The sequence below is a fragment of the Paenibacillus sp. FSL R5-0475 genome, from assembly GCF_038004585.1.
In the GTDB taxonomy this organism is placed as follows: Bacteria; Bacillota; Bacilli; order Paenibacillales; family Paenibacillaceae; genus Paenibacillus_AQ.
Genome location: NZ_JBBORK010000001.1, coordinates 5,227,229 through 5,248,206, shown reverse-complemented (window position 1 = coordinate 5,248,206; position 20,978 = coordinate 5,227,229). Strand labels below are relative to the sequence as shown.

The 20,978-nt window shown below is 45.2% G+C and carries 21 protein-coding genes; 9 read left to right on the top strand and 12 right to left on the bottom strand.

Annotated elements, in window-relative coordinates; translation table 11 throughout:
- Positions 1-85: 85 nt before the first annotated feature.
- Positions 86-1,126 carry a stalk domain-containing protein gene (locus MKX41_RS23480; RefSeq protein ID WP_340973374.1) on the bottom strand — a complete coding sequence of 347 codons (1,041 nt, stop codon included), beginning with the start codon at positions 1,124-1,126 and terminating at the stop codon, positions 86-88.
- A gap of 159 nt (positions 1,127-1,285) precedes the next feature.
- Here MKX41_RS23480 and MKX41_RS23475 point away from each other — a divergent pair, with 159 nt between their 5' ends.
- Positions 1,286-3,853 (top strand): DUF2339 domain-containing protein, encoded by a 2,568-nt coding sequence (locus tag MKX41_RS23475; RefSeq protein WP_340973372.1) that lies wholly within the window; start codon positions 1,286-1,288, stop codon positions 3,851-3,853.
- Between the two features lie 33 nt (positions 3,854-3,886).
- Complete coding sequence (locus tag MKX41_RS23470) at positions 3,887-4,600, top strand: HAD family hydrolase (protein WP_340973370.1); 714 nt, start codon at positions 3,887-3,889, stop codon at positions 4,598-4,600.
- Between the two features lie 86 nt (positions 4,601-4,686).
- Here MKX41_RS23470 and gdhA read toward each other — a convergent pair whose 3' ends face one another.
- Positions 4,687-6,072, bottom strand: coding sequence for an NADP-specific glutamate dehydrogenase (gene gdhA, locus MKX41_RS23465; RefSeq protein WP_042192743.1), 1,386 nt, complete (start codon positions 6,070-6,072; stop codon positions 4,687-4,689).
- Between the two features lie 239 nt (positions 6,073-6,311).
- Between gdhA and MKX41_RS23460 the strand changes: the two genes are divergently transcribed.
- From MKX41_RS23460 to MKX41_RS23450, 3 genes are all read left to right on the top strand, one after another.
- A complete protein-coding gene (locus MKX41_RS23460; RefSeq protein ID WP_042192741.1) occupies positions 6,312-6,590 on the top strand; it encodes a hypothetical protein in 279 nt (92 codons plus the stop codon).
- Positions 6,591-6,848: 258 nt separating this feature from the next.
- The gene (locus MKX41_RS23455) at positions 6,849-7,049 is read left to right on the top strand and encodes a cold-shock protein (RefSeq protein WP_019914790.1); all 201 of its coding nucleotides are present in this window, start codon (positions 6,849-6,851) and stop codon (positions 7,047-7,049) included.
- Positions 7,050-7,167: 118 nt separating this feature from the next.
- Entirely contained in the window at positions 7,168-7,398 is a 231-nt protein-coding gene (locus MKX41_RS23450; protein ID WP_042131520.1) for a cold-shock protein, read from the top strand.
- Between the two features lie 104 nt (positions 7,399-7,502).
- On the opposite strand, the gene MKX41_RS23445 is transcribed toward MKX41_RS23450, so the two are convergent.
- From MKX41_RS23445 to MKX41_RS23420, 6 genes are all read right to left on the bottom strand, one after another.
- The gene (locus tag MKX41_RS23445) at positions 7,503-7,964 is read right to left on the bottom strand and encodes a VOC family protein (protein WP_340973367.1); all 462 of its coding nucleotides are present in this window, start codon (positions 7,962-7,964) and stop codon (positions 7,503-7,505) included.
- 44 nt (positions 7,965-8,008) lie between these two features.
- Positions 8,009-8,476, bottom strand: a complete 468-nt coding sequence (locus MKX41_RS23440) for a VOC family protein (RefSeq protein WP_340973365.1) — start codon at positions 8,474-8,476, stop codon at positions 8,009-8,011.
- Positions 8,473-9,036, bottom strand: coding sequence for an NADPH-dependent FMN reductase (locus MKX41_RS23435; RefSeq protein WP_340973363.1), 564 nt, complete (start codon positions 9,034-9,036; stop codon positions 8,473-8,475). The genes MKX41_RS23440 and MKX41_RS23435 overlap by 4 nt, the downstream gene beginning before the upstream one ends.
- A gap of 151 nt (positions 9,037-9,187) precedes the next feature.
- The gene (locus MKX41_RS23430) at positions 9,188-9,880 is read right to left on the bottom strand and encodes a response regulator transcription factor (RefSeq protein ID WP_340973362.1); all 693 of its coding nucleotides are present in this window, start codon (positions 9,878-9,880) and stop codon (positions 9,188-9,190) included.
- A 16-nt stretch (positions 9,881-9,896) separates the two neighbouring features.
- Complete coding sequence (locus MKX41_RS23425; RefSeq protein WP_340973361.1) at positions 9,897-11,573, bottom strand: GAF domain-containing sensor histidine kinase; 1,677 nt, start codon at positions 11,571-11,573, stop codon at positions 9,897-9,899.
- A gap of 147 nt (positions 11,574-11,720) precedes the next feature.
- Positions 11,721-13,112 (bottom strand): MATE family efflux transporter, encoded by a 1,392-nt coding sequence (locus MKX41_RS23420; RefSeq protein ID WP_042192729.1) that lies wholly within the window; start codon positions 13,110-13,112, stop codon positions 11,721-11,723.
- 263 nt (positions 13,113-13,375) lie between these two features.
- Between MKX41_RS23420 and hxlA the strand changes: the two genes are divergently transcribed.
- From hxlA to MKX41_RS23405, 3 genes are all read left to right on the top strand, one after another.
- Entirely contained in the window at positions 13,376-14,008 is a 633-nt protein-coding gene (hxlA, locus tag MKX41_RS23415) for a 3-hexulose-6-phosphate synthase (RefSeq protein ID WP_340973359.1), read from the top strand.
- Between the two features lie 7 nt (positions 14,009-14,015).
- The gene (gene hxlB / locus MKX41_RS23410) at positions 14,016-14,573 is read left to right on the top strand and encodes a 6-phospho-3-hexuloisomerase (protein ID WP_076284915.1); all 558 of its coding nucleotides are present in this window, start codon (positions 14,016-14,018) and stop codon (positions 14,571-14,573) included.
- Between the two features lie 85 nt (positions 14,574-14,658).
- Complete coding sequence (locus MKX41_RS23405) at positions 14,659-15,036, top strand: winged helix-turn-helix transcriptional regulator (RefSeq protein ID WP_036682121.1); 378 nt, start codon at positions 14,659-14,661, stop codon at positions 15,034-15,036.
- A 95-nt stretch (positions 15,037-15,131) separates the two neighbouring features.
- On the opposite strand, the gene pepT is transcribed toward MKX41_RS23405, so the two are convergent.
- The 4 genes from pepT to MKX41_RS23385 all read right to left on the bottom strand — a co-directional run bounded on the left by pepT (position 15,132) and on the right by MKX41_RS23385 (position 19,702).
- Positions 15,132-16,364 carry a peptidase T gene (pepT, locus tag MKX41_RS23400; protein ID WP_042192723.1) on the bottom strand — a complete coding sequence of 411 codons (1,233 nt, stop codon included), beginning with the start codon at positions 16,362-16,364 and terminating at the stop codon, positions 15,132-15,134.
- A 96-nt stretch (positions 16,365-16,460) separates the two neighbouring features.
- The gene (locus MKX41_RS23395) at positions 16,461-17,114 is read right to left on the bottom strand and encodes a sortase (protein ID WP_340973356.1); all 654 of its coding nucleotides are present in this window, start codon (positions 17,112-17,114) and stop codon (positions 16,461-16,463) included.
- Between the two features lie 31 nt (positions 17,115-17,145).
- Positions 17,146-18,213, bottom strand: coding sequence for a hypothetical protein (locus MKX41_RS23390; protein WP_340973355.1), 1,068 nt, complete (start codon positions 18,211-18,213; stop codon positions 17,146-17,148).
- Positions 18,214-18,688: 475 nt separating this feature from the next.
- Positions 18,689-19,702, bottom strand: coding sequence for an LLM class flavin-dependent oxidoreductase (locus MKX41_RS23385; RefSeq protein ID WP_339267762.1), 1,014 nt, complete (start codon positions 19,700-19,702; stop codon positions 18,689-18,691).
- Positions 19,703-19,958: 256 nt separating this feature from the next.
- On the opposite strand from MKX41_RS23385, the gene MKX41_RS23380 reads away from it, so the two are divergent.
- Positions 19,959-20,963 carry a LacI family DNA-binding transcriptional regulator gene (locus tag MKX41_RS23380; RefSeq protein ID WP_339267760.1) on the top strand — a complete coding sequence of 335 codons (1,005 nt, stop codon included), beginning with the start codon at positions 19,959-19,961 and terminating at the stop codon, positions 20,961-20,963.
- The last annotated feature ends 15 nt before the right edge of the window (positions 20,964-20,978 follow it).

Genomic DNA, 20,978 nt, shown 5'->3' with positions numbered 1-20,978 from the left:
AACAGCGCGCGCCAATGGAGTACTGGCGCGCGCTGTTTAGTTTGTACGAGCTGTCGATTGGACAGCTCTAGGGTTGTTGATAATGTTATTGTTGAACGGAATCTACTACGACTTTAGCAGCTGTGCCGATTGGTGGCAGGCTTTTAGTCAGCATAGGGCTGTAGAATCCTATAACTTTTGCGCCTTTTACAAGCTCGCTGCTGTTTACAGCTTTGCCATCGGTATTAATTAGCGCGGTATCTTTACTAATACGAAGTACTACTTCTTGTTGTGACTGTTCGTTCAGGCCACTGCCTTTAACGGTGATGCTGATGTTTCCTTCATCGTCTTTTTTAACTTCTTCAATGGTACCTGCAGTACCCAAAAGATCATTTTGTTTCTGCTCATCTAGAACAGTGATCTTGTAAGTTGGAGTTTGCGGTGGCAGGCTCATGGTCATGATCATGGAATGCTCTGCTTTTACGGTCATACCGATATGAAGATCTTTTAGAGCAAGCTTAGTACCGTCTGCCATTTCGATAGTCGTATCTTCACCTACATTCAGTACGATGCCATCTGTGCCTACACCCTGGATCTGAACGGATTGGTATTTGCCCTCATTATTGACAGCTGTAATCACGCCAGTCTTGGTCATATGCTCTTCCTGATTAGCAGCAGTGATCACGATGGAATCTCCCTTCACTGTCATGTTGTGGTGGATGATTTCACTTACAAAGGAAGCTGGAACATACAAAATGGAGTCAACCAATTGTGGTGCAGTTCCAAGCGTAGTATTCATTTTGTTAATGCTATAGCGATCTTCTCCGGCTTTCACTGTAGTGAACACAGCACCATTGATAAGATCAACGGATTTAGTTTGTCCATTCCAAGTTAATTCAAAGCCAAGTGCTTCAGTAACCGAACGAAGTGGCACCATAGGCTCTTTGCCATTTGCAGTTTGAAAGCCTGTTTCTTTCAGAGCGGAACCGTTGATTTCAATCGCAAGTGTTTTTTGGTTAGCGCTAACGGTAGTTTGAGCAGCATCATTTTTTGCAGAAGTTGTTGTTGGTGCGGCATAGGCTGCTCCTGTTGAAAGTGCTAGGGACAAAGTTAAAAGAACTGTACTTGTTTTTAAAATGTTGTTCATAGTTGTGAGCTCCTTTTTAAGTTCATTTGTTAGTGTTGTTATTATCTAGACGGGACATCCCTCAAATATGTTGCAGTTTTTTGCATAAAAAAAGAGTAAGAGATCCTTCCGTTTGTAGTAAAATGGAAATATTAACAATCGCTCACATTAGGAGGCGCTATGGAGTCATTCAAAGATCGACTTAGATTCATGAAGGTCCAGCAGGACGGGCTTATTAAGGAATATGAAGCTCTGATTGCGGAATATGAAAGTCACGATCTAGTCAACGAGAATGAACACTTAAAGAAGCAATATGAGAAACATAAGCTTGCTTTAGTGGAGTTAAAGACTCAGGTGGGGAAGCTTCAAGAAGAGAATACAGAGCTAAAAGTTACGCTAACGGAACAAATTTTAGATGAGAAGCTTGGCATTCTTAGTCTGTCCAGACAGAAGCTACAGACTTATTTTGCCTCTAAAAGCCTTGCCCATACGGACCGGCTGACGGATTTTGAGATGGACACAAAGCGTCATATTCAGCGGTTGTACCAAACAGCCGCGAGGCAGCTTGGTGAGGATAAAGCGGAGTTATCCAGTCGACTTGGAGCGTTGTCGGCGGAGTTAAATGAGCGTGTACTAGCGCAGCGACAAAGACTGAGGGAATCCGAAATTGCTCTGAACTCCAGAATGGATAACGGATTACATGATTTTGCCTCAGAAGAGATCAGTGAAGAAGTATTGGAACGTCGAAGAAAACAAAATCAGATCGAAATGAAAATTGGACTAGGCTGGATTAACAAGCTTGGGATCTTGTTGCTGATCTTGGCCGTGGGAGCAGCATTCAGATACTCCTATTCCAATTGGTTCACCGGTTATATGAAGGGAGGTGCCTTTTTCCTACTGGGTTTACTGATGTTAGGGGGCGGGGAGTGGCTATACCGGAAAGGAAAAGGGACGTTCGCTTTAGGGCTACTTGGCGGCGGGATTTCAGTGCTCTACGGCTCTATTTTCTATAGCTATTTTTTACTGGATATTATCAGTATCTATGTAGGGCTGTCCTTATCCGTGCTCGTCACATTGACTGCGGTGCTCCTGTCTTTAAGGTATGAATCACGAAGTATTTGTGCGTTGGGTTTAATCGGAGGGTACCTGCCGCTATATTCTTATCTTGGGGCTTTCGGGCTTTCAGGCAACGCAGTTTATGTGGCAATGGGCTACTTATTTCTTCTGAATTTATTCATTCTACTAATTTCCTTCCGCAAACGCTGGAACGTGGTCAATTACATCAGCTACTTATTTAATACACCCTCCATGCTGATATTAATAGCGTTATCGGATAGCAACGGAATGAATATGATTTATGCGGTGCTGACTTTTGCGATGTATTTGGGCATTACGTTATGGTACCCGTTCAAGTATCGCTCCAAGTTGTCTTGGTGGGATTTCTCTCTACTGGGATGCAACACGTTTATTAGCTGTCTTACCTTGTATCTTCTATTTCTGGATGCAGGGCTCAAGGATTACAATGGTGCGCTAGCGCTGCTCTTCTGTCTGCTGTATCTAGGGCTTGGACGAGGGCTTGAAAAACTGATGCCACAAGAAAAAGAAAGCATGCTGCTGTTCTACGCTACTTCGCTGACCTTTGGTATTCTGATGATTCCGTTCCAATTTGGAGCGGCTTGGTGGTCCATTGGCTGGTTGGTTGAAGGCGTTGTGCTTACCTTGTTTGGTAATCTGAATCGGTTTAAAGGGATGGAAAGGGCAGGCTGGGGGATTTTAACGCTTTGCCTTGCGGTGTTCTTCGGATTAAATGTACCAATGCAGCTCAGTATAGCCAATGAATGGTTGAATTCCGCAGACGTCTATTTTCCGCTAAAATATGTCTTCATTACTGCAGGCATGCTGATCATTGCCGTATGGTACGCCGTTCAGCATAATCGAAAGGATGTCCTACAGCGCAGTGAGCCTTACGAAATTACCTTAGCCCTGTGGTTTAAATACGCGGCATTATTGAATTTCTGGATCTATGGTTTGTATGAATCGAGAAGACTGTATCGTCTGGCTGTACCGGAGGATTTCTCGCATAGAACCTTCTATAATTTGCTGCTGTCCGCTCTGTTAACTATTGTTCTGGCCTATGTATTGCCAAAGTTGAAGGTGCTTTATGACACGATTGTTAAGTATTTTGTGAGACTTCTCTTTGGGATCGGCTACGCTATTTGTTTGGTGATTACAGTAGGCTTGCCAAGCCTGCAGAATGATCTTTCACGTAATACTGGTGCTGATTATATCGCGCTGAGTGTACTTATCATCTTCAATATCTTCGTATGGTTTAGTGGACGTGATCTGTTGATCACCTTGCTCAAACGTGAGTATAAAAGTATGGAGATCTATCCTGTTTTCATGGGAATGTATCTACTCGGAATCATCACCGCTTTTCTAGGGGTACAGCTGCAATTAAGCGATGCGGGATTAATATTTAGTCTTGTGTATCTGTTGATAGCAGTTCTGTTCATCATGTACGGCTTCCGCAAAAGATATGTGTATATCCGGCGCTTCGGCCTTGGATTAACGCTTCTGGCGACAGGTAAGCTGCTGCTATACGATCTGGGACTACTGAATACCGGAAGTAAAATTATCGCTTATGCCAGCTTTGGGATTTGCCTGCTCGGGATCTCCTATCTCTATCAAAAGGTGTCAAACAAAATGGAGGAGGGGCAGGCAGCGACGGAGAATGTGACTAAGGGGTAACTTACAATGTGAATCATGGGAAGGAAGACGGGGATGTATCAGACTTATATTTTCGATCTGTACGGTACACTGATTGATATTGAGACAGATGAGGAGCAATCTGAGGTATGGGAAAGGTTAGCTCTCCATTTCGGATATCAGGGACTCTCTCTATCAGGTGGTGAACTGCAAGAACGGTTTTTACGGGAGCGGGATCTTCAACTTGGTGAAGCCGCACGGAGCTGCGAGTATCCGGATTTCGTAATGGAGGAAGTGTTTCGGTCTGTGGCCCGTCAATTAGGTGGAGAACCGGATCAAAGGTGGTTATATGAAACCGTGAGGTGGCTACGGACGTTATCAATGGTCCATATCTCTCTATATGAGGGTGTGACTGAAATTCTACAAACGTTAAGAGAACGTGGCAAAAAAGTATTCTTGCTCTCTAACGGGCAGAAGACATTTATTGAGGCAGAGTTAACTATGCTCGGAATCATACATCTATTTGATGGCATTGCGATCTCTTCGGAAGCAGGGGTGAGCAAGCCTGATCCGCTATTTTATCGCTATTTAGTTGAAAGGTATGGAGCGGATTTGAGCTCAGCCATTATGATTGGAAATGATCCTCGTACGGATATTGAGGGTGCTCTGAAGGCAGGGATTGATTCCTGTTACATTCACACGGCTCCTTCACCGTCCGATATGGTTGTGAAGAGTACGTATTCTATATGGGATGGTGGTTTGCGGCAAATCCCAGGTTGGAACTCATAGTTGAATTAAAAAGTCCCCGTCCCCGGCTTCTTACTCACCGGTTACGGGGACTTCGTATGATCACAACGCCGTTTGTTTATGCTTGATTAGATTACGCCTTCAGCCAACATAGCATCGGCTACTTTCTTGAATCCAGCGATGTTAGCTCCTGCAACGAGGTTGCCGGACTGTCCATACTGCTCGGATGCATCTACAGACTGTTGATAGATGGAAACCATGATCTCATGCAGCTTCGTATCAACTTCTTCAAAGCTCCAGGACATACGCATGCTGTTTTGGGCCATTTCAAGCGCAGATACAGCTACGCCGCCAGCATTAGCAGCTTTGGCAGGCGCGAATAGCACGCCAGCTTGTTGGAACTGGTGAATAGCTTCAAGGGTGGATGGCATGTTGGCGCCTTCGCCTACTGCTTTAACACCATTCTCAATCAGTTTCAAAGCCATAGCTTCATCAATCTCATTCTGAGTAGCACTCGGAAGGGCGATATCACAAGGAATAGTCCAAATTTGTGTGGAATCTTCGGTATACACTGCGTTAGGGTGTTCATTCACATATTCACTAATCCGTTTTCTTTCGACTTCTTTCAGGCGGCGGACAGTTTCGAGGTTAATGCCGTTTTCGTCATAGATATATCCAGCGGAGTCACTACAAGCTACGACTGTTGCACCTAGCTGTACAGCTTTTTCAATCGCATAGATCGCTACGTTACCAGAACCGGAAACAACAACGCGACTTCCTTCAAAGGAAAGGCCTTTTGCTTTCAGCATCTCGTTTACGAAATAAACTGTACCGTAACCAGTAGCTTCTGTCCGAGCCTGACTTCCACCGTAACCAATACCTTTACCAGTCAATACGCCAGCCGGATATCCTCCGCGGATCCGCTTGTATTGTCCGTACATGTAACCAATCTCACGACCACCTACACCGATATCTCCTGCAGGAACGTCTTGGTCAGGACCGATGTAATTTTGCAATTCAGTCATGAAGCTTTGTGCAAAACGCATGATTTCGCCTTCGGATTTTCCTTTAGGATCAAAGTCGGATCCGCCTTTACCTCCGCCGATGTGTTGGCCGGTAAGAGCGTTTTTGAAGATTTGCTCGAAGCCGAGGAATTTGATAATACTAGCATTAACGGAAGGGTGAAAGCGAAGTCCACCTTTGTAAGGTCCAATGGCACTGCTGAACTGTACACGATATCCACGGTTAACTCTGACCTTGCCTTGATCATCTGTCCAAGGAACACGGAACATAATCAAACGTTCTGGCTCAACCAATCTTTCCAGAATGGCATTTTCCTGATACTTAGGTTCAGCAGCCAGGATTGGAAGCAAAGATTCAAGGATTTCCTTTACAGCCTGATGGAATTCGGGCTCGAAAGGATTACGCGCAACAACCTGTGCGTATACGTCTTCGATATAACGATGTGCCTTGTTGCTGTTTGTGTCTAATTGCTGGGAAGATACAGAGCTCATGAATTCAACCGCCTTTTCTAGTATTCAATTTGGTCCAACACTTTTTTTATATTTTGGCACAAGTCAATGTTCCTCACAACTGTTTTTATTAAATAACTTACCTGAAGTGGAATGTTGCAGAGCCTGTGATAGCAAGAAAAGTGTGAACAAACCGCGGTATACTTCGCGTAATGACGCGTTAAAGCGTGAAATATGCTACAATGGAGATGTAATAATTGTAGGGAGATGAAATTTGAAAAATGAGTGACAAATTAAACGAGCAGGAATTAGTAACCGTATTATCTGCCAAGACCAAAGTAGATCCTAAATTAATTCGTTTAGTATTGAAGCATGAACAGACCTTTATCAATAACGCCAAGGCCAATGCCAAAGGCGAGGTAGACATCGACAATGATGATCTGGTTGATTATGTTGTTGGCCAGCGTGATGTGAAGCTGGATGAAATCACAGTAGAGACGATTCTTGATGCGGAGATGGATTACTTAATGGATAAAGGGCTGGCAGGATACATCGATTAACCCTTGTGCATTTCCGGCTCTAAAGCCTTTAATATAAGAGGATATAGAGCCGGAATGAAAAAAGTAGGCATTTACATTGCATTCAATGATTTAGTGTGGTACAATGAAGTTAATCATAAATTTAACCCTTAATTCACATATTGTAAAAGGTTATCATTTGTGCGTATGAGTCCTTTTCCAATGTGTGAATTTTTATTTGTTCGTACACTACGTAGGAATAAAAGGACATGTGTTAAATAAAATATTGGAGGTAATATCATGCAAACAGGTACAGTTAAATGGTTTAATGCAGACAAAGGATTTGGTTTTATCGAGGTTGAAGGTGGAAGCGACGTATTCGTACACTTCTCCGCAATCACAGGCGACGGATTTAAATCTTTGGACGAAGGCCAACGCGTTGAGTTCAACGTAACTCAAGGCGCTCGTGGACCACAAGCCGAAAACGTTGTAAAACTGTAATTCGAAAATTAGGCTGCCCTTAACACAAGTTGAGGGCAGTTTTTTTATTTTTCATCTTATGAATCTGCCCCTAATAGGGTGGCGAAATCGTCTCGATTCGATCCAAGGAGGGGTACTTATGTATTTTCGTAAAAAAGCACTGGAGGATCTTCCGCAGGAAGACACAGCCATTTGGTCTTGTACCAAGGAAGGTTGCACCGGTTGGATGCGCGATAACTTTGCATTTCAGTACGTACCTACCTGCTGGCAATGTAACTCTCCCATGACGAGAAGTATGAAGATACTACCAATGCTTGTGAACACGAATTCAGATATGAAGGCTATGAAGAAAGGCATCACGATTAAGTAACAGCCTTTACTAAAACCATGCTAGAGATGGTTAAATAGAAGCAGCTAACATACTCAAACAGCTGGACCCTTGATGGTGGGCAGCTGTTTTTTGTTTGAGTATTTTTATTTATGGTCGAGCAATTTCTCCCACTCGGTTAAGATGATATTCTCTGAGAGATGCTTCAAATGTTCAGGAACCTCTACATGGCACATCAATTCCAGGCTGTTGCCGTCCGGGTCGTTGAAGTACACAGAAGCATTCCCTTGATAAGCTCGAATAAAAGGCTCAACGGAAGTTCGATTACGGAACGGAACAGCCTCTACCCCAATGGATTCCAGCCATTGCAGTGATTGCTTCAGATCCTCATAAGTTACGCGGAAGGCAATATGCCGTAAAGATGGGTGGTATGGCGTTGCTACTTCCTTTCCTTGCCAAATGCCGATCCAACTCCGACCTTCCTCCATCCAGAAGAATGCAGTTTCCTCATCCCGCCAGGCCATTTTTAATCCCAATTTCTCATAAAATTCGATAGATACCTCAAGATTACTTACAGGTAAATGTGCTTCGTATAGTCCTTTTATCATATTCTCGTCTCCTCGTGCAGGATTAGCCTGAATTCTTTCAATAACTACCAGGTTCTTCCATGTATTAGTTCCCATTCTTTCCAAGGTATCATTCCTAGCTCAGGCCTGGGCGGATCAGGCAGTACAGATAGGAACTCTAAGGAATGACCATCTGGATCACTGAAATACACGGATACGGCTGGCATCCAGCCAAATACATACAATTGTCCCTTATCATCATCGAGGAAGTTGGAGGCTTCAATCCCCTTGGCCTTTAGGCAGGATACTGACTGCTTCAAATCCTCAAGCGTTACTTGAAAAGCAAAGTGCTGACGCACAACCTCGGAAGGTGCCTTCTCCCAAATCCCCAGCATGGCCTGATTACGATCTTCTCCAATCCAGTAAAATCGCCGCTTGCGGCCTTCAGTATTCTCCGAATGTGCTAAGGGTAGTCCCAGAACATGTTCATAGAAATGAGCAGATTGTTCAAGGTTAGTCACGTTCAGATGGGTTTCAAACAGTCCTTTGATCATAGGGCGGCACCTGCCGGGCTATTGATTTTGCGGGCTAAATTTAGGAATGATTCTAAGACTAGGCGAATGCGATCTTCAATTTCTTGACCGCCCTCGTACCCGTCGTATTCAATCTCGAACCGCTTGCGCTGCATCCCGCCGATGGAGATCCAGTCTGGCGTATTAATCCCATGTAGATTGCGTACAACCGCCTGCAATTGAAGCAATGAGCTTACACCTACAGCTCCACCTGCAGAGCTAGCAGACAATACCACTTTGCCGTTGAAGTGCGTCTGGCCTAGATGGTCGAGAGCATTTTTCATCACGCCGCTCATGGAACCGTGGTATTCCGGGGTAATCAGGATGATTGCGTTCGCAGTTAGCATCTCTTGATGGAGGGCGCTTAGATGCTCATGCTCCGCGTAAGACTCATCTGGTGAATAAAAGGGCAGTGGGCGTTTATGGAGATTAAACAGGGTGACTTGTTCGCCTTGCTGATTAATAAAATGTGCGGCATGCTCTGCCAACTTTGTGCTGGTCGCTTCTTTTCGATTGCTGCCTGTCAGGATCATGACTTTCATCTGTATCCACTCCTATAAGGTCGATTGCTATAAACCAATGATAGCTGAATCGACATTTGTTGACGTCAGCACATGGAATGAACCTGCATAATAAAAACGCTCAGCAATTGTGCTGAGCGTCTAAGACTATAGTTGTAGATGAGCTGTGGCGCTAAGAGTTGTAGCCGCTTTTCAATGCAAAAATGGCAGCTTGAGTCCGATCCGATAAGTTCAGCTTTCCCAGTACATGACTGACATGTGTCTTAACAGTCTTCTCGGTGATGACCAGCTTACTGGCAATCTCTTTGTTGCTCATACCTAGTGCAATGAGGTCTAACACTTCCTGCTCTCGCGGAGTAAGAAGCTCAGATCCGGTGATTGTAACCGATGTAGTACTGGATCCATTCAGATCTGAGTTGCTAACATTCAGTTGTTCTGGTGTAGAAGCTGCCATTAGATCCATCAGTTGGCTGGCAGCTGCGGAATGCAGCTCAACTTGACCACTTTGTACCTTACGGATGGCGACTACCAGCGCTTCTGGTTCTATGTCTTTTAGCAAATATCCTTTGATCCCTACGCGGATAGCAGGGAGTACATGATCCTGATCTGAAAAGGAGGTCAACACAATGATTTTGACCTGTGGATGGGAGATCCGTAGCTGTTTAGCCGTCTCGATGCCATCCATAACGGGCATGTGCAAATCCATTAATATGATATCCGGATGGAGCTCAGCCGTTCTCTCTAGTGCCTCGCGGCCGTTCGATGCTTCTCCGATAACCTTGATGTCCGGTTGTGTCGAGAGAAACACTTGTAGCCCTCGACGAACCATTGCATGATCGTCAACCAGTAATAAACCTATTGTCATTTGTGATCACCCGACTTCATGTGGATTGGAGGGGCAAAGGGATGGTTACCTCAATCGTTGTGCCTTGGTGCTCCTCACTGTAAATATGAATATGGCCGTAGAGCGCCTCAGCTCTTTCCTTCATAATATGCAGGCCGAGAGATTCATTGGTGTCTATGTTACAGCGCCGTTTGGCACCGCCCTTGCCCTGATCGGCAATGCTCAGTATCACCTCGGTAGCGTTTAAATGTAGAGATACTTCAGCTTTAGAAGCTCCGGAGTGCTTACGTACATTATTAAGTGCTTCTTGACCAATGCGCAGCAGTCCTTCTTCCACATTGCGGGGAAGTTCGAGTACACCGCTGCGTTGAGTCTGTATCAACAGCCCTAGTTGCTGACCATGAGCCTGCAGCGCGGTCAATAACCCGGCTTCCAGTCCTGCAGGACGAAGCTGCATGATTAAAGCACGCATTTCTTTGAGTGCAGATTGAGAGAGCTCTTGAATATCGCGGACAGCCTCAGCAGCCGGATGTGAGGTATGCTCTTGCTGCAGCATCCTTTCTACACCTTTGGCCGTCATCGAGAGGGAGAACAGAATCTGGTTCACCGAGTCGTGGAGGTCACGGGCCAGTCGATTCCGCTCGTCCAGACGCGCGATTTCGCGGCGCTTCTCTCCGAGCTGTACACTTTCCAGTGTAGCTGAAATATGCTCAGCAATCGCTTCGAGTACTTCTCCATCTGCGGTTGCGGAGGCGAGTGCTTTAGGCGAGGTGATGAGTAGAATGGCTGAACCATGTGCAGTAATCTGCCGAAAGGGGACGGCAAGCATTACAACTCGCTCTGTAACAGGCTGTTCGGAACAGCATGAGTTCGTAATTTCCTGTTCTTCGTCAGAGGTTAATGTTGCGAAGCGCTGTCCTTTTGCAATATCCCTTAGACGATTCTTAAAGGAATCCGAGAGCTCAAAAGGAGCTAATTCAGGTGTTATATTAGCTGCATGAGCGGCTGCATGTACTTCGAATTTGCCCGCGTGTTGTCCAATGAACGCTGCAAAAGGCCAATCGAAATATTGACCAATCAGGGCGGTGGTTTTCTCCACCAGAATGCTTGGGGAGATGCATTCACTAGCCGTTATATTCAAAGCAGCGCTGAACTCCCCTAATTTGGCGTACAGATTGGCACGGCGCTGCTCGGTGCTATATAACTGCATGCGTTCAATGGCACTGCCAATTTGCAGGGCCACGGATTGTAGCAGAGCCAGCTCACTGTCGGGGTAATGTGCTTTGCCCGGTGCAGCTACATTCATAAGTCCTAGGTAGCGATCGCCTGAATGCAGTGGGATAGTGGCGTGGTGGGTGATCCCTAATGTATCGCCCCAGTTATTTTGCCTGGCATTACTCAGCCGCTTGCAGTTTAGAATGTTAACAGCATGCTCTAGCCGTCCGTCCCATAGGCGGTCTAAGCACCAGCAGCTTCCACACTGCATCGGCTGTTTATTGTCCCGCTGCAGCGCTGGCGGTAAACCCCGATCTGCGGCGAATTCATACTCCATTTTCTCTTCGCTCAGGAAGATCCAGCCTGCCGTATTTCCTGTTAGATCTAACAGCTTACCCATAACTGTATCGAGCATCGGTTTGAGCTCATTGGAACTGTTTAAGGTCTCCGCAATCGTCTTGAGCGTCAATAACTCGTGGATTCCGGTTTCTTCCGGCATGAGGTTCTCCCCTTTAGATTAATTACGTTCTATCTATTGTAACGTAGAATGCTTCATTCATTCTAATATTTATGTAATCATGAAGCGACAAAAAAGGTGGACCCTTAAGATCTGGTATGACCTTAGAGAACCACCTAAATAAATTCGTTAATTTACAGCTGCAGGGGTAGTGGAAGGCACGCTGTGTTCTACATCATCGTGCTGAATCAGTCCATGTTTCTCCCAAGCTCGACTCTTCCAGCGGAAATACATAATGACAGCTCTTGTCCACTCATCAGCCGCAGTGGCAATCCACACACCGGCTAATCCTAGGTTAAGCTGGAATACCAGAAAATAGCCAAGGGGTAAGCTCATGCAGACCATGGAGATCAGTCCCATATATACTGGGAACTTCGCATCGCCCGAGGCGCGTAGTGAGTTAATGATGACCAAATTAGTTGTGCGCCCGGTCTCTAGGAAGAAACTAAGCAGTATAACCTGAGCCCCCATCAGAATAATGTTCTCGTTGTCTGTGAAGAGGCCGAATAGTGGTACCCGGAAGACGATCACAAGAGCATCTATTACTACTGTGACCAGAAGTGCCCACTTCACACTGGTGAATACACGCGTATAGGCCTCCTTGGGGCGCCTAGCTCCCACCAGATGTCCTACGATAATGGAGGTTCCCATGGAGACGGCTACACTGAATAAATAAATATAATTGGAAATGTTGAGCGCGTATTGACGAGTGGCCATAGCCTCGGCGCCCAGATAGGTAATATACAGCGTGAATACGAGCTGACAAGATTGATAAATAATCGATTCAAACGCGGACGGGATGCCGATTTTGAGAATTTGCTGCACATATTTTTTGGAAAGATGAATGTAGTAGGTTAACTTTACCCGTACCTCCATCACTCTGTAGAGCAGTAAGAAGAAAATAATAAGACAGATAAACCGACTGACAACCGTTGAGATAGCTGCACCTTCGACACCTAACGCTGGAAGTCCAAAATGACCATAGATGAGTAAGTAGTTACCCACCACGTGAATGATGTTCATCAGCAAGGATACGACCATCGTCTGTTTAGTGAAACCGTGCGTACGGATTGTGGTCGCCAGAGCATTGATTAATGCTTGGAGAAAAATACCGCCCCCGACAATATGAATATAGGATTTAGCGTAAACGAGAATGTCCCCTTTTACATTCAGGGCAGTTAGTAGAGTCCCTCCGAATATCAGCAAAAATGTACTTAGGAGAATTCCTACTAACAGGTTTAGAGTAATGGCATTGCCGGTCACTTGAGCGGCTTCCAGAGGTTTTTTGGAACCGAGGTATTGGGAGACTACAATCGCTGCGCCGTTACCAATTACACTGAGAACTAAAATAGCCATCGCGATAATCTGATTCGCTGCGCCAACACCCGATACGGCATCGTCCGATACGGAGCTGATCATAAAAGTATCCACACTGCCCATGAGCATAAATAGGAACAGTTCCAGGAATATCGGCCAAGTTAGTTTTACAAGGTTAAATTCTTGGTGATTATTGTGCTTCATTGTACACCTTCTTACATCATGATTAAATTGCTGTTATTCCATAAACAAACTGTAATGTTAGCACAGCTTTCATGAAAATGCAGTACTTTTACAAAAATATGACAAAAGGTTGTTAATGTCTGCAAAGATAAAGCTGGCAGCAGCACATTAGTATCCTCCAGGTAACTACATCACAATAAAGTGCCTACTTCCCTTAAAGGATGTAAGGATCTACAATTTGTACATGACTTACTAAAATATATTAACAAGGAGTGCAAATAAATATGAAATTGCAATTAGCATTGGATCTAGTGGATATTGCGGGAGCGAAAGAGATTGTCTCAGAGGTTGCTGAATATATAGATATCGTTGAAATTGGAACACCTATCGTTATTAATGAAGGCTTGCATGCGGTGAAAGCAATAAAGGAAGCTTTTCCTGCTTTGACAGTATTGGCTGATTTGAAAATCATGGATGCTGGCGGATATGAAGTGATGAAGGCGGTAGAGGCTGGTGCTGATATCGTTACTGTGCTTGGTGTATCTGATGATGCTACCATTCGAGGTGCGGTGGAGGAAGCTAAGAAGACAAATAAAGAGGTTCTGGTTGACCTGATCAATGTGAAGGATATCAAAGCAAGAGCGGCTGAAGTGGACGCACTTGGTGTAGACTATATCTGCGTACATTCTGGATATGACCATCAGGCGGAAGGAAAAAATTCTTTTGCAGATTTGAATGCAATTAAAAGTGTGGTTAAACAGGCTAAAACCGCTATCGCTGGGGGAATCAAGCTAAGTACGCTTCCGGAAGTTATCGCAGCGAATCCTGATCTTGTTATCGTTGGCGGAGGCATTACGGGTGAGGCTGATCAAAAGGCCGCAGCGGCAGAGATGAAACGTCTAGTTAACCAGGCTTAAGATTACAATGGACACATTGAAATATGCGCAGCAAATTATAGAGGAGCTTCAGCGCTCCATTTCTCAGCTTGATCATCAAGAGGCTGAACGAATGGCTGAACTGCTTCTTCAGTCGAATAAGGTATTTGTGGCCGGGGCTGGTAGATCAGGATTGATGGGACGAGCTTTTGCAATGCGACTCATGCATGTCGGTAAAGAAGCGTACGTCGTGGGAGAAACGGTAACCCCGGGTATTGAGCCTGGTGATGTGCTTGTGCTCGGTTCGGGTTCAGGAGAGACTAAGGGGCTGATCTCTATGGCGGAGAAGGCCAAAGGAGTAGGTGCAGAGGTTATTGCCGTTACGATTGCGCCGGACTCGACCGTCGGACGTTTAGCGAGCTATGTAGTGAAGCTGCCGGGATCTACAAAAGATCAGACCAGCGGAGGCTACAGCACGATTCAGCCAATGGCTTCTTTATTCGAACAGACGATGTTAGTTTTTTACGATGCAGTGATTCTGCGGATGATGGAGAAGACGGGGCAGACGACTAAGCAGATGTTCGGCAAGCATGCTAATTTAGAGTGAGAGTACAGAAACGAATGCCTTCCTAGTAAGGAGGTTATTCGTTTTTGTGTTAGTATGACAACAGGAGAGAGGAGGCGCTTTAGTTATGGCGACCGAGATTAAAGATCGCATCAATTTGAAGGAAATTAACTGCGAGAAGGAACTGACGCTTGCGGTGATCGGAGGCAAATGGAAGCTGATAATCCTGTGGCATCTTGGGCTTGAAGGGACAAAGCGGTTCAGTGAGCTGAAGAAGCTAATTCCTCATATCACGCAAAAAATGTTGACCAATCAGCTTCGAGAGCTTGAAGAAGATCAGTTGGTTCTTCGGAAAGTGTATGCCGAGGTTCCTCCAAAAGTAGAGTATTCTCTGACTTCATATGGACAGAGTCTGCTTCCCGTCCTTCGATTGATGTATGATTGGGGTAAGAATTACGGGGAAAACGTGATCTGGAAAGACACGCCGCCGGAAGAAAGATGCTGATCGAATAGATTTTGAACATTAATAATCCCTGAGAGGTCTGAATCGACCTTTTCAGGGATTTTTTGTGTTCAATATGGAGTGACGTGAATTACGATTTAGGCTTTTTGTTCGAACAGCTTGGCGATCTCGACGATTACGTTCACCGCTTTTTCCATGTTGTCAGCAGAGGCGTATTCGAATTTGCCGTGGAAATTTTCGCCCCCCGTGAAAATATTAGGTGTAGGTAACCCCATGTAGGAAAGCTGTGAGCCATCTGTTCCCCCGCGAATCGGACGGATGATCGGCGTGATGTTCAGATTCTCCATCGCCTCATGGGCAATATCGACAATATGACGCACCGGTTCGATTTTTTCGCGCATGTTGTAATATTGGTCTTTCATTTCAAGCACGATGTTCTCTTCACCATGGATGCTCTTGAATTCATCTACGATGGCAGAAAGAAAGGCTTTACGTGCCTCGAATTTCTCGCGGTCGAAGTCACGAATGATATATTGAAGCTTGCTGAATTCCGGTGTGCCTTCTATGGAGCTAAGGTGGTAGAAGCCATCATAACCGTCTGTGAATTCTGGAGCTTCCTCAGCAGGGAGTCTAAGGTGGAGCGCCATAGCGATTTTTGCGGAATGAATCATTTTTCCTTTGGCAGTACCAGGATGTACATTGACGCCGTAAACCGAGATTTTGGCTGATGCAGCATTAAAGCTTTCATACTCTAGTTCACCGAGTGGGCCTCCGTCCACAGTGTAAGCATAGGAAGCATTAAAAGCAGCTACGTCAAATTTATGAGGTCCGCGGCCGATTTCTTCGTCCGGTGTAAAGGCAACTCTAATCTTGCCATGTTTGATTTCTGGATGCTGAAGAAGGTAATTCATAGCTGTCATAATCTCGGCAATACCGGCTTTATTGTCTGCGCCAAGCAGGGTGGTACCATCGGTTGTAATTAATGTATGGCCTTTATATTCTGCCAGCTCTGGGAAGCTCGCTTTAGACAATACAACATTTAATTCTTTGTTCAGAAGAATATCTTTGCCATCGTAGTTCTCCACGATCTGTGGCTTTACATTCGTTCCTGTGAAATCAGTTGCTGTATCGAGATGCGCCAAAAAACCAATGGTCGGAACATCCTTCTCCGTATTGGCTGGGAGCGTAGCCATGACATATCCATGCTCGTCCACCTGCACTTCATCCATGCCGATCTCCTTGAGCTCTTCGACCAGCTTGTGGGCCAGCACCATCTGTCCCGGAGTGGACGGACAAGTTTCATTATCCTCGTTCGATTGGGTATCCATTTGAGCATACGAAATAAACCGTTCTATAACCTCTTTTTTCACTGTGGGTCATCTCCTCATTACTGTTGTATCTATATAGTATCACTTTCCATATCCGGTCTCATCCCTGAGGAGGAAGATTAAGAGTTAAGATTAGCTTTAATGAGGCAATATTTCTTGCTTCACTAGCTTCGCTGTAAGTAAATACCGGTCCGGTGCTGATCCCACGTATGAAAAAGGATAACAGGTGATCAAGGTGAGAATAGCCTTATCGCTTAGTTTTATTGCGCCGCGTTCAGTCCCGTCTACAATCGTGCTGCCTGTCACTTCATAGGTGAACGTACCGTCCATGCTTTCCAGTTCGATCAGATCTCCTGCGACAAGTTCTCCTAGATTGCGGAATACGGTATCACGGTGTCCAGCAAGCACGCTATTACCGATGGCGCCGATGGCTGCGCTACCTATATAGTGTCCAGCTCCTTTTTTTAATTCAGGGCTTTCCGTACCCTCCAGAATAGCCACCTTCTTATTTAAGGTGGGGAAGCGGATTTCTCCAATCACTTCACCCTCTTTATAGGAGGGAGGAGAAGATGGTTGTTCTTTTGGAGAACTGACCATTCCCTTGGGGAGAGGGTTCTCTTCATTTGGAAGGGGGCGGGCGATGGCTTCCTCCCTCTTTTTTGCCCAATCATTTAGGGCCTGCTTGGCCTCGATGGGTGCTTTGACGACTTGAACGATCGAATAAATCAGCACAACCAAAGAGAGTATGAAGATTAGCTTCACGGTTAATAAGACACCATTACGCTTCTTCATACTCTCTCCTCCAGACTTAAATTACTAAACGTTATTCTTTCTTCGATTTCAATCTGCGCATGATGATCACGCTGAGTACCGCAATAGCTAAGCTGGCAAGAATTAAGTTATACCAAGGCTCGGCGGTATTTGGAAGCTCGTTGCCTGTCTCTGGTGCTCCCAAAGGAATGTCGCCGTCAGGTAAGGCTACCTCATCGCTTGGCTGAGGTGTTGCACTGGTGGTTTGACTACCAGCACCTGGTGACGCTGCAGGTGTAGGCTCATTACTGCTTCCGCCCATTGGAATCGGTTCTTCAGTAACTCTTATTTCATCGACTGCAGGCGGTGAAGCCGTAGGTGAAAGCGATGGTGTTGCTGTTGCTGTTGGTGGCACTGACTGACCTGGTGTTACGACAGCTGTAGGTGAAGCAGTAGTCGTTGGTGAATCTGTAGGTGTTGTGGTTGGTGCAACCGTAGGTGACGGTGAGGCTTCAGGTGTAGCTGCTGGTGTTTCAGTAGGTGTTTCAGTAGGTGTTGTAGTAGGTTCAGTTGTTGCTGTTGCTGTTGCCGTTGCTGTAGGTGATGGATCAGGTGTAGGTGCAACCGTCGCCGTTGGCGTTGGCGTTGAAGTAGGCTCGGTGGTTGGACCTGGTTCTCCGGAAGCGGAGAATTCAAAAGCTACGGTCGTGGCCTTCCCTTGATATTCGTTGCCGGCTTCCCATGGGAAGGTTACATCCATTTGAATTACACTCTTCTCTCCTCCAGCAAGTGAACCGATGGTTACTCTGCCAGCAGCCTCACTCATCACTCCCGAATAGATGATTACTCCCTCTTTTTCGAGTGTCATTTGGAGAATATTGTACAACTCTACGTCTCCAGAGATGAATTTAAAGTCCACAAAGTAATCAAAGCCTTCTGTGCCATCATTAATAATCGTGTACTCTGAGCTCATTTCGTCACCGGGCTTCATATTGTACATGGTGGCTGTGCTCGTGGTATGAGAATTCACAGTAAGCTTAATGGTATCCTGAGCGCTTACCCCTCCAGCGTGCCATATTACTCCTACCAGAATAATCAGAACGTAAGCAGCTATGAAGACTGAATGGTATTTCTTCTTCACTTTCTTTGCTCCTTTCTCCTGAGCCCATTGTAGCTGTTGAAAAACAAAATCTGCGGGCTTCCGGCAAAATCCTCCGTTTTAAACGATTATTCCATTCTACATTGTCGAAATAAGTGGTATTGTAAAGTACCACTCTTTCATTTGTGGGCGGAATCTTTCTGAATGAACGGAGAAAGAGGGCATAGCCAAAATATAAATCGTTCGTTATAGCGAATATATAAAGTATAATCAAAATGATATCCAAAGAAAAATGATGTATTACAACTAATTAGATCATATTTGCTTAAATAATAAGTATATGGTCTATTTATCTGTTGATTTCTCTCTATATCTCTTTATTTTTATGTTTTTTAATATCTTAGTAGTGTTTTATTAAGAACGGTTTCGAAAACAAAACAAAAAAGGCAAGACGCATATCTGAAACGGGAGAATTCCCGATACTCAGATAACGTCCTGCCTTGTTAAGACTGCAATCTTACAGTTCTTTCATAGCCTCAGCTACAATTTCATAGGAACGAAGACGAGCTTCATGATCATAAATCCCTGCGGAGATAATCAATTCATCTGCTTGTGTCTCTTTCAGAATGTCTTGAAGTCGTTCTTTAATCGCTGCTTTATCGCCAGAGAAAGAATAACGCTGCTTATCGAGCATGATTGCTTTTTCTTGTACCGTCCATAGCCCATCCATACTCTCAACGGGTGGTTGTAACTTGCCTGTACGCCCGCGGATGATATTGAGGAACTGCTGCTGCTGCGAGGTAGCTAGCTTTCTTGCCTCATCTACGGTATCGGCTGCTGTAACCCCTAGTCCGACCATAACATAAGGTTTGTCTAGTACTTCTGATGGACGGAAATTACTGTGGTATATGTGCAGCGCCTGAAGTAAATACTCAGGTGCAAAATGGCTGGCAAAGGCAAAAGGCAACCCTAGCTTGGCTGCTAGCTCAGCACTAAAGCCGCTGGAGCCTAAGAGCCAGATGGGAACATTTAAGCCTTCCCCAGGAACCGCGCGTACTCCAGCTGGGCGCGATCCTGCTCCTGCAGGGTCGAAGTAAGCTCTTAGCTCACTTAGCTGCTCAGGGAATTCACTGCCATCGCTTCCGAGCCCGCGACGCAGCGCACGGGAAGCTGGTTGATCAGATCCGGGTGCTCTGCCCAGTCCAAGATCGATCCGTCCCGGATATAGAGATTCGAGAGTCCCGAACTGTTCGGCAATAACAAGTGGTGCGTGGTTGGATAGCATAATGCCACCAGAGCCAACACGTATGCTTTGGGTGCCACCAGCAATATGTCCGATCAAGAGTGAGGTAGCAGAGCTGGCAACTCCGATCATATTATGATGTTCAGCGAACCAATACCGATGATAGCCCCACTTCTCAGCGTTCCGAGCTAAATCTAGAGAGTTATGAAAAGAGTCTGCCGCGGTCCCTCCTTCCACAATAGAAGCCAGGTCCAGTACGGAGAATCGAATGTCACGAGGTTGTTTCAATGTTATCCCTCCTATAATAAATGCTCTATGCTCATAGAGCAGTATTTGTAGCTACGAATATCGCTACTCGGATAGTATACCATGTAATAAAACTATATACACACTTTAAGTAAGTCGTTTATCTTCCAAGTGAAGAAAGAGGAGGAGAAGATGAATTTTTTAAAATAATGTAAGCGCTTCAAAAATTATATTGTTATTTCCAATCGGGCTTGCTATAATCACATCGAAAAGTTCCCTAAAAAAGGAAGTTATCATTATGAAGCCAACCATAAGAGATGTTGCCAGAATGGCCGAGGTGTCGATTAGCACAGTGTCACGTGTTATGAATGCACCGAATTCGGTAGTGGAGAGCAAACGGAATCGAGTGATGGAGGCTGTAGAACGATTGCGGTATCAACCTAATTCATTTGCACGTGGTTTGATTTACAAGAAGTCCTTTACACTGGGCCTGCTTATTCCGGATATTGAGAACCTGTATTTCGCAGGGGTGATTCGGGGGATGCAGGATGCTTGCATCAAGCTTGGGTATAGTCTAATGATCTGCAATACGGACCGCGACAAAGAACGACTACTGTCCTATATTGATAACTTCCATGAGAAGCAGGTGGATGGGATTGTATTCGCCAGTGATTTTCTTTACCCTGAGTATCATGACAAATTGGTCGGTTGTAGAATTCCATTTGTGCTAGTGTCGTCACATTCCGATGAGTTCGACATTCCAAGTGTGGAGGTGGATGATGAAGCGGCTGCCTATGATGCGGTAAAGTTCCTGATTGATTTAGGTCATAAAGATATTGGTATGATTGGTTTTAACCATGATAATTCGGTATCAGGACCACCACGCTATGAAGGGTTTGTAAGAGCACTAACAGAGTCAGGGTTACAGCAGAATATTGTGAAGAGTAAATATGCCAGTCACCGGTTTGAACATGCTTATCAAGCTGCGCATGAACTATTTACAGATTACCCTGAACTAACTGCTATTTTCTGTGTGGCTGATGAATTCGCGATGGGGACGATTTCTTATCTGAAGGATCGTAATATTCTTGTTCCGGGTCAGGTATCCGTGATTGGGTTTGATAATCTAAGGATGTCGGGTATGTTCATCCCGAAGCTAACTACGATTGCACAGCCAATTTACGAGTTAGGGTATCGTGCGGCCGAGAAGCTGCATGAATTGCTTACAACTGGTGAAGTGCAGGTATTGAATGAGAAGATGGAGCATAAGCTGATTGTGCGGGAATCTACACGAGAAAAATAGGGGTAGTTCACTTTT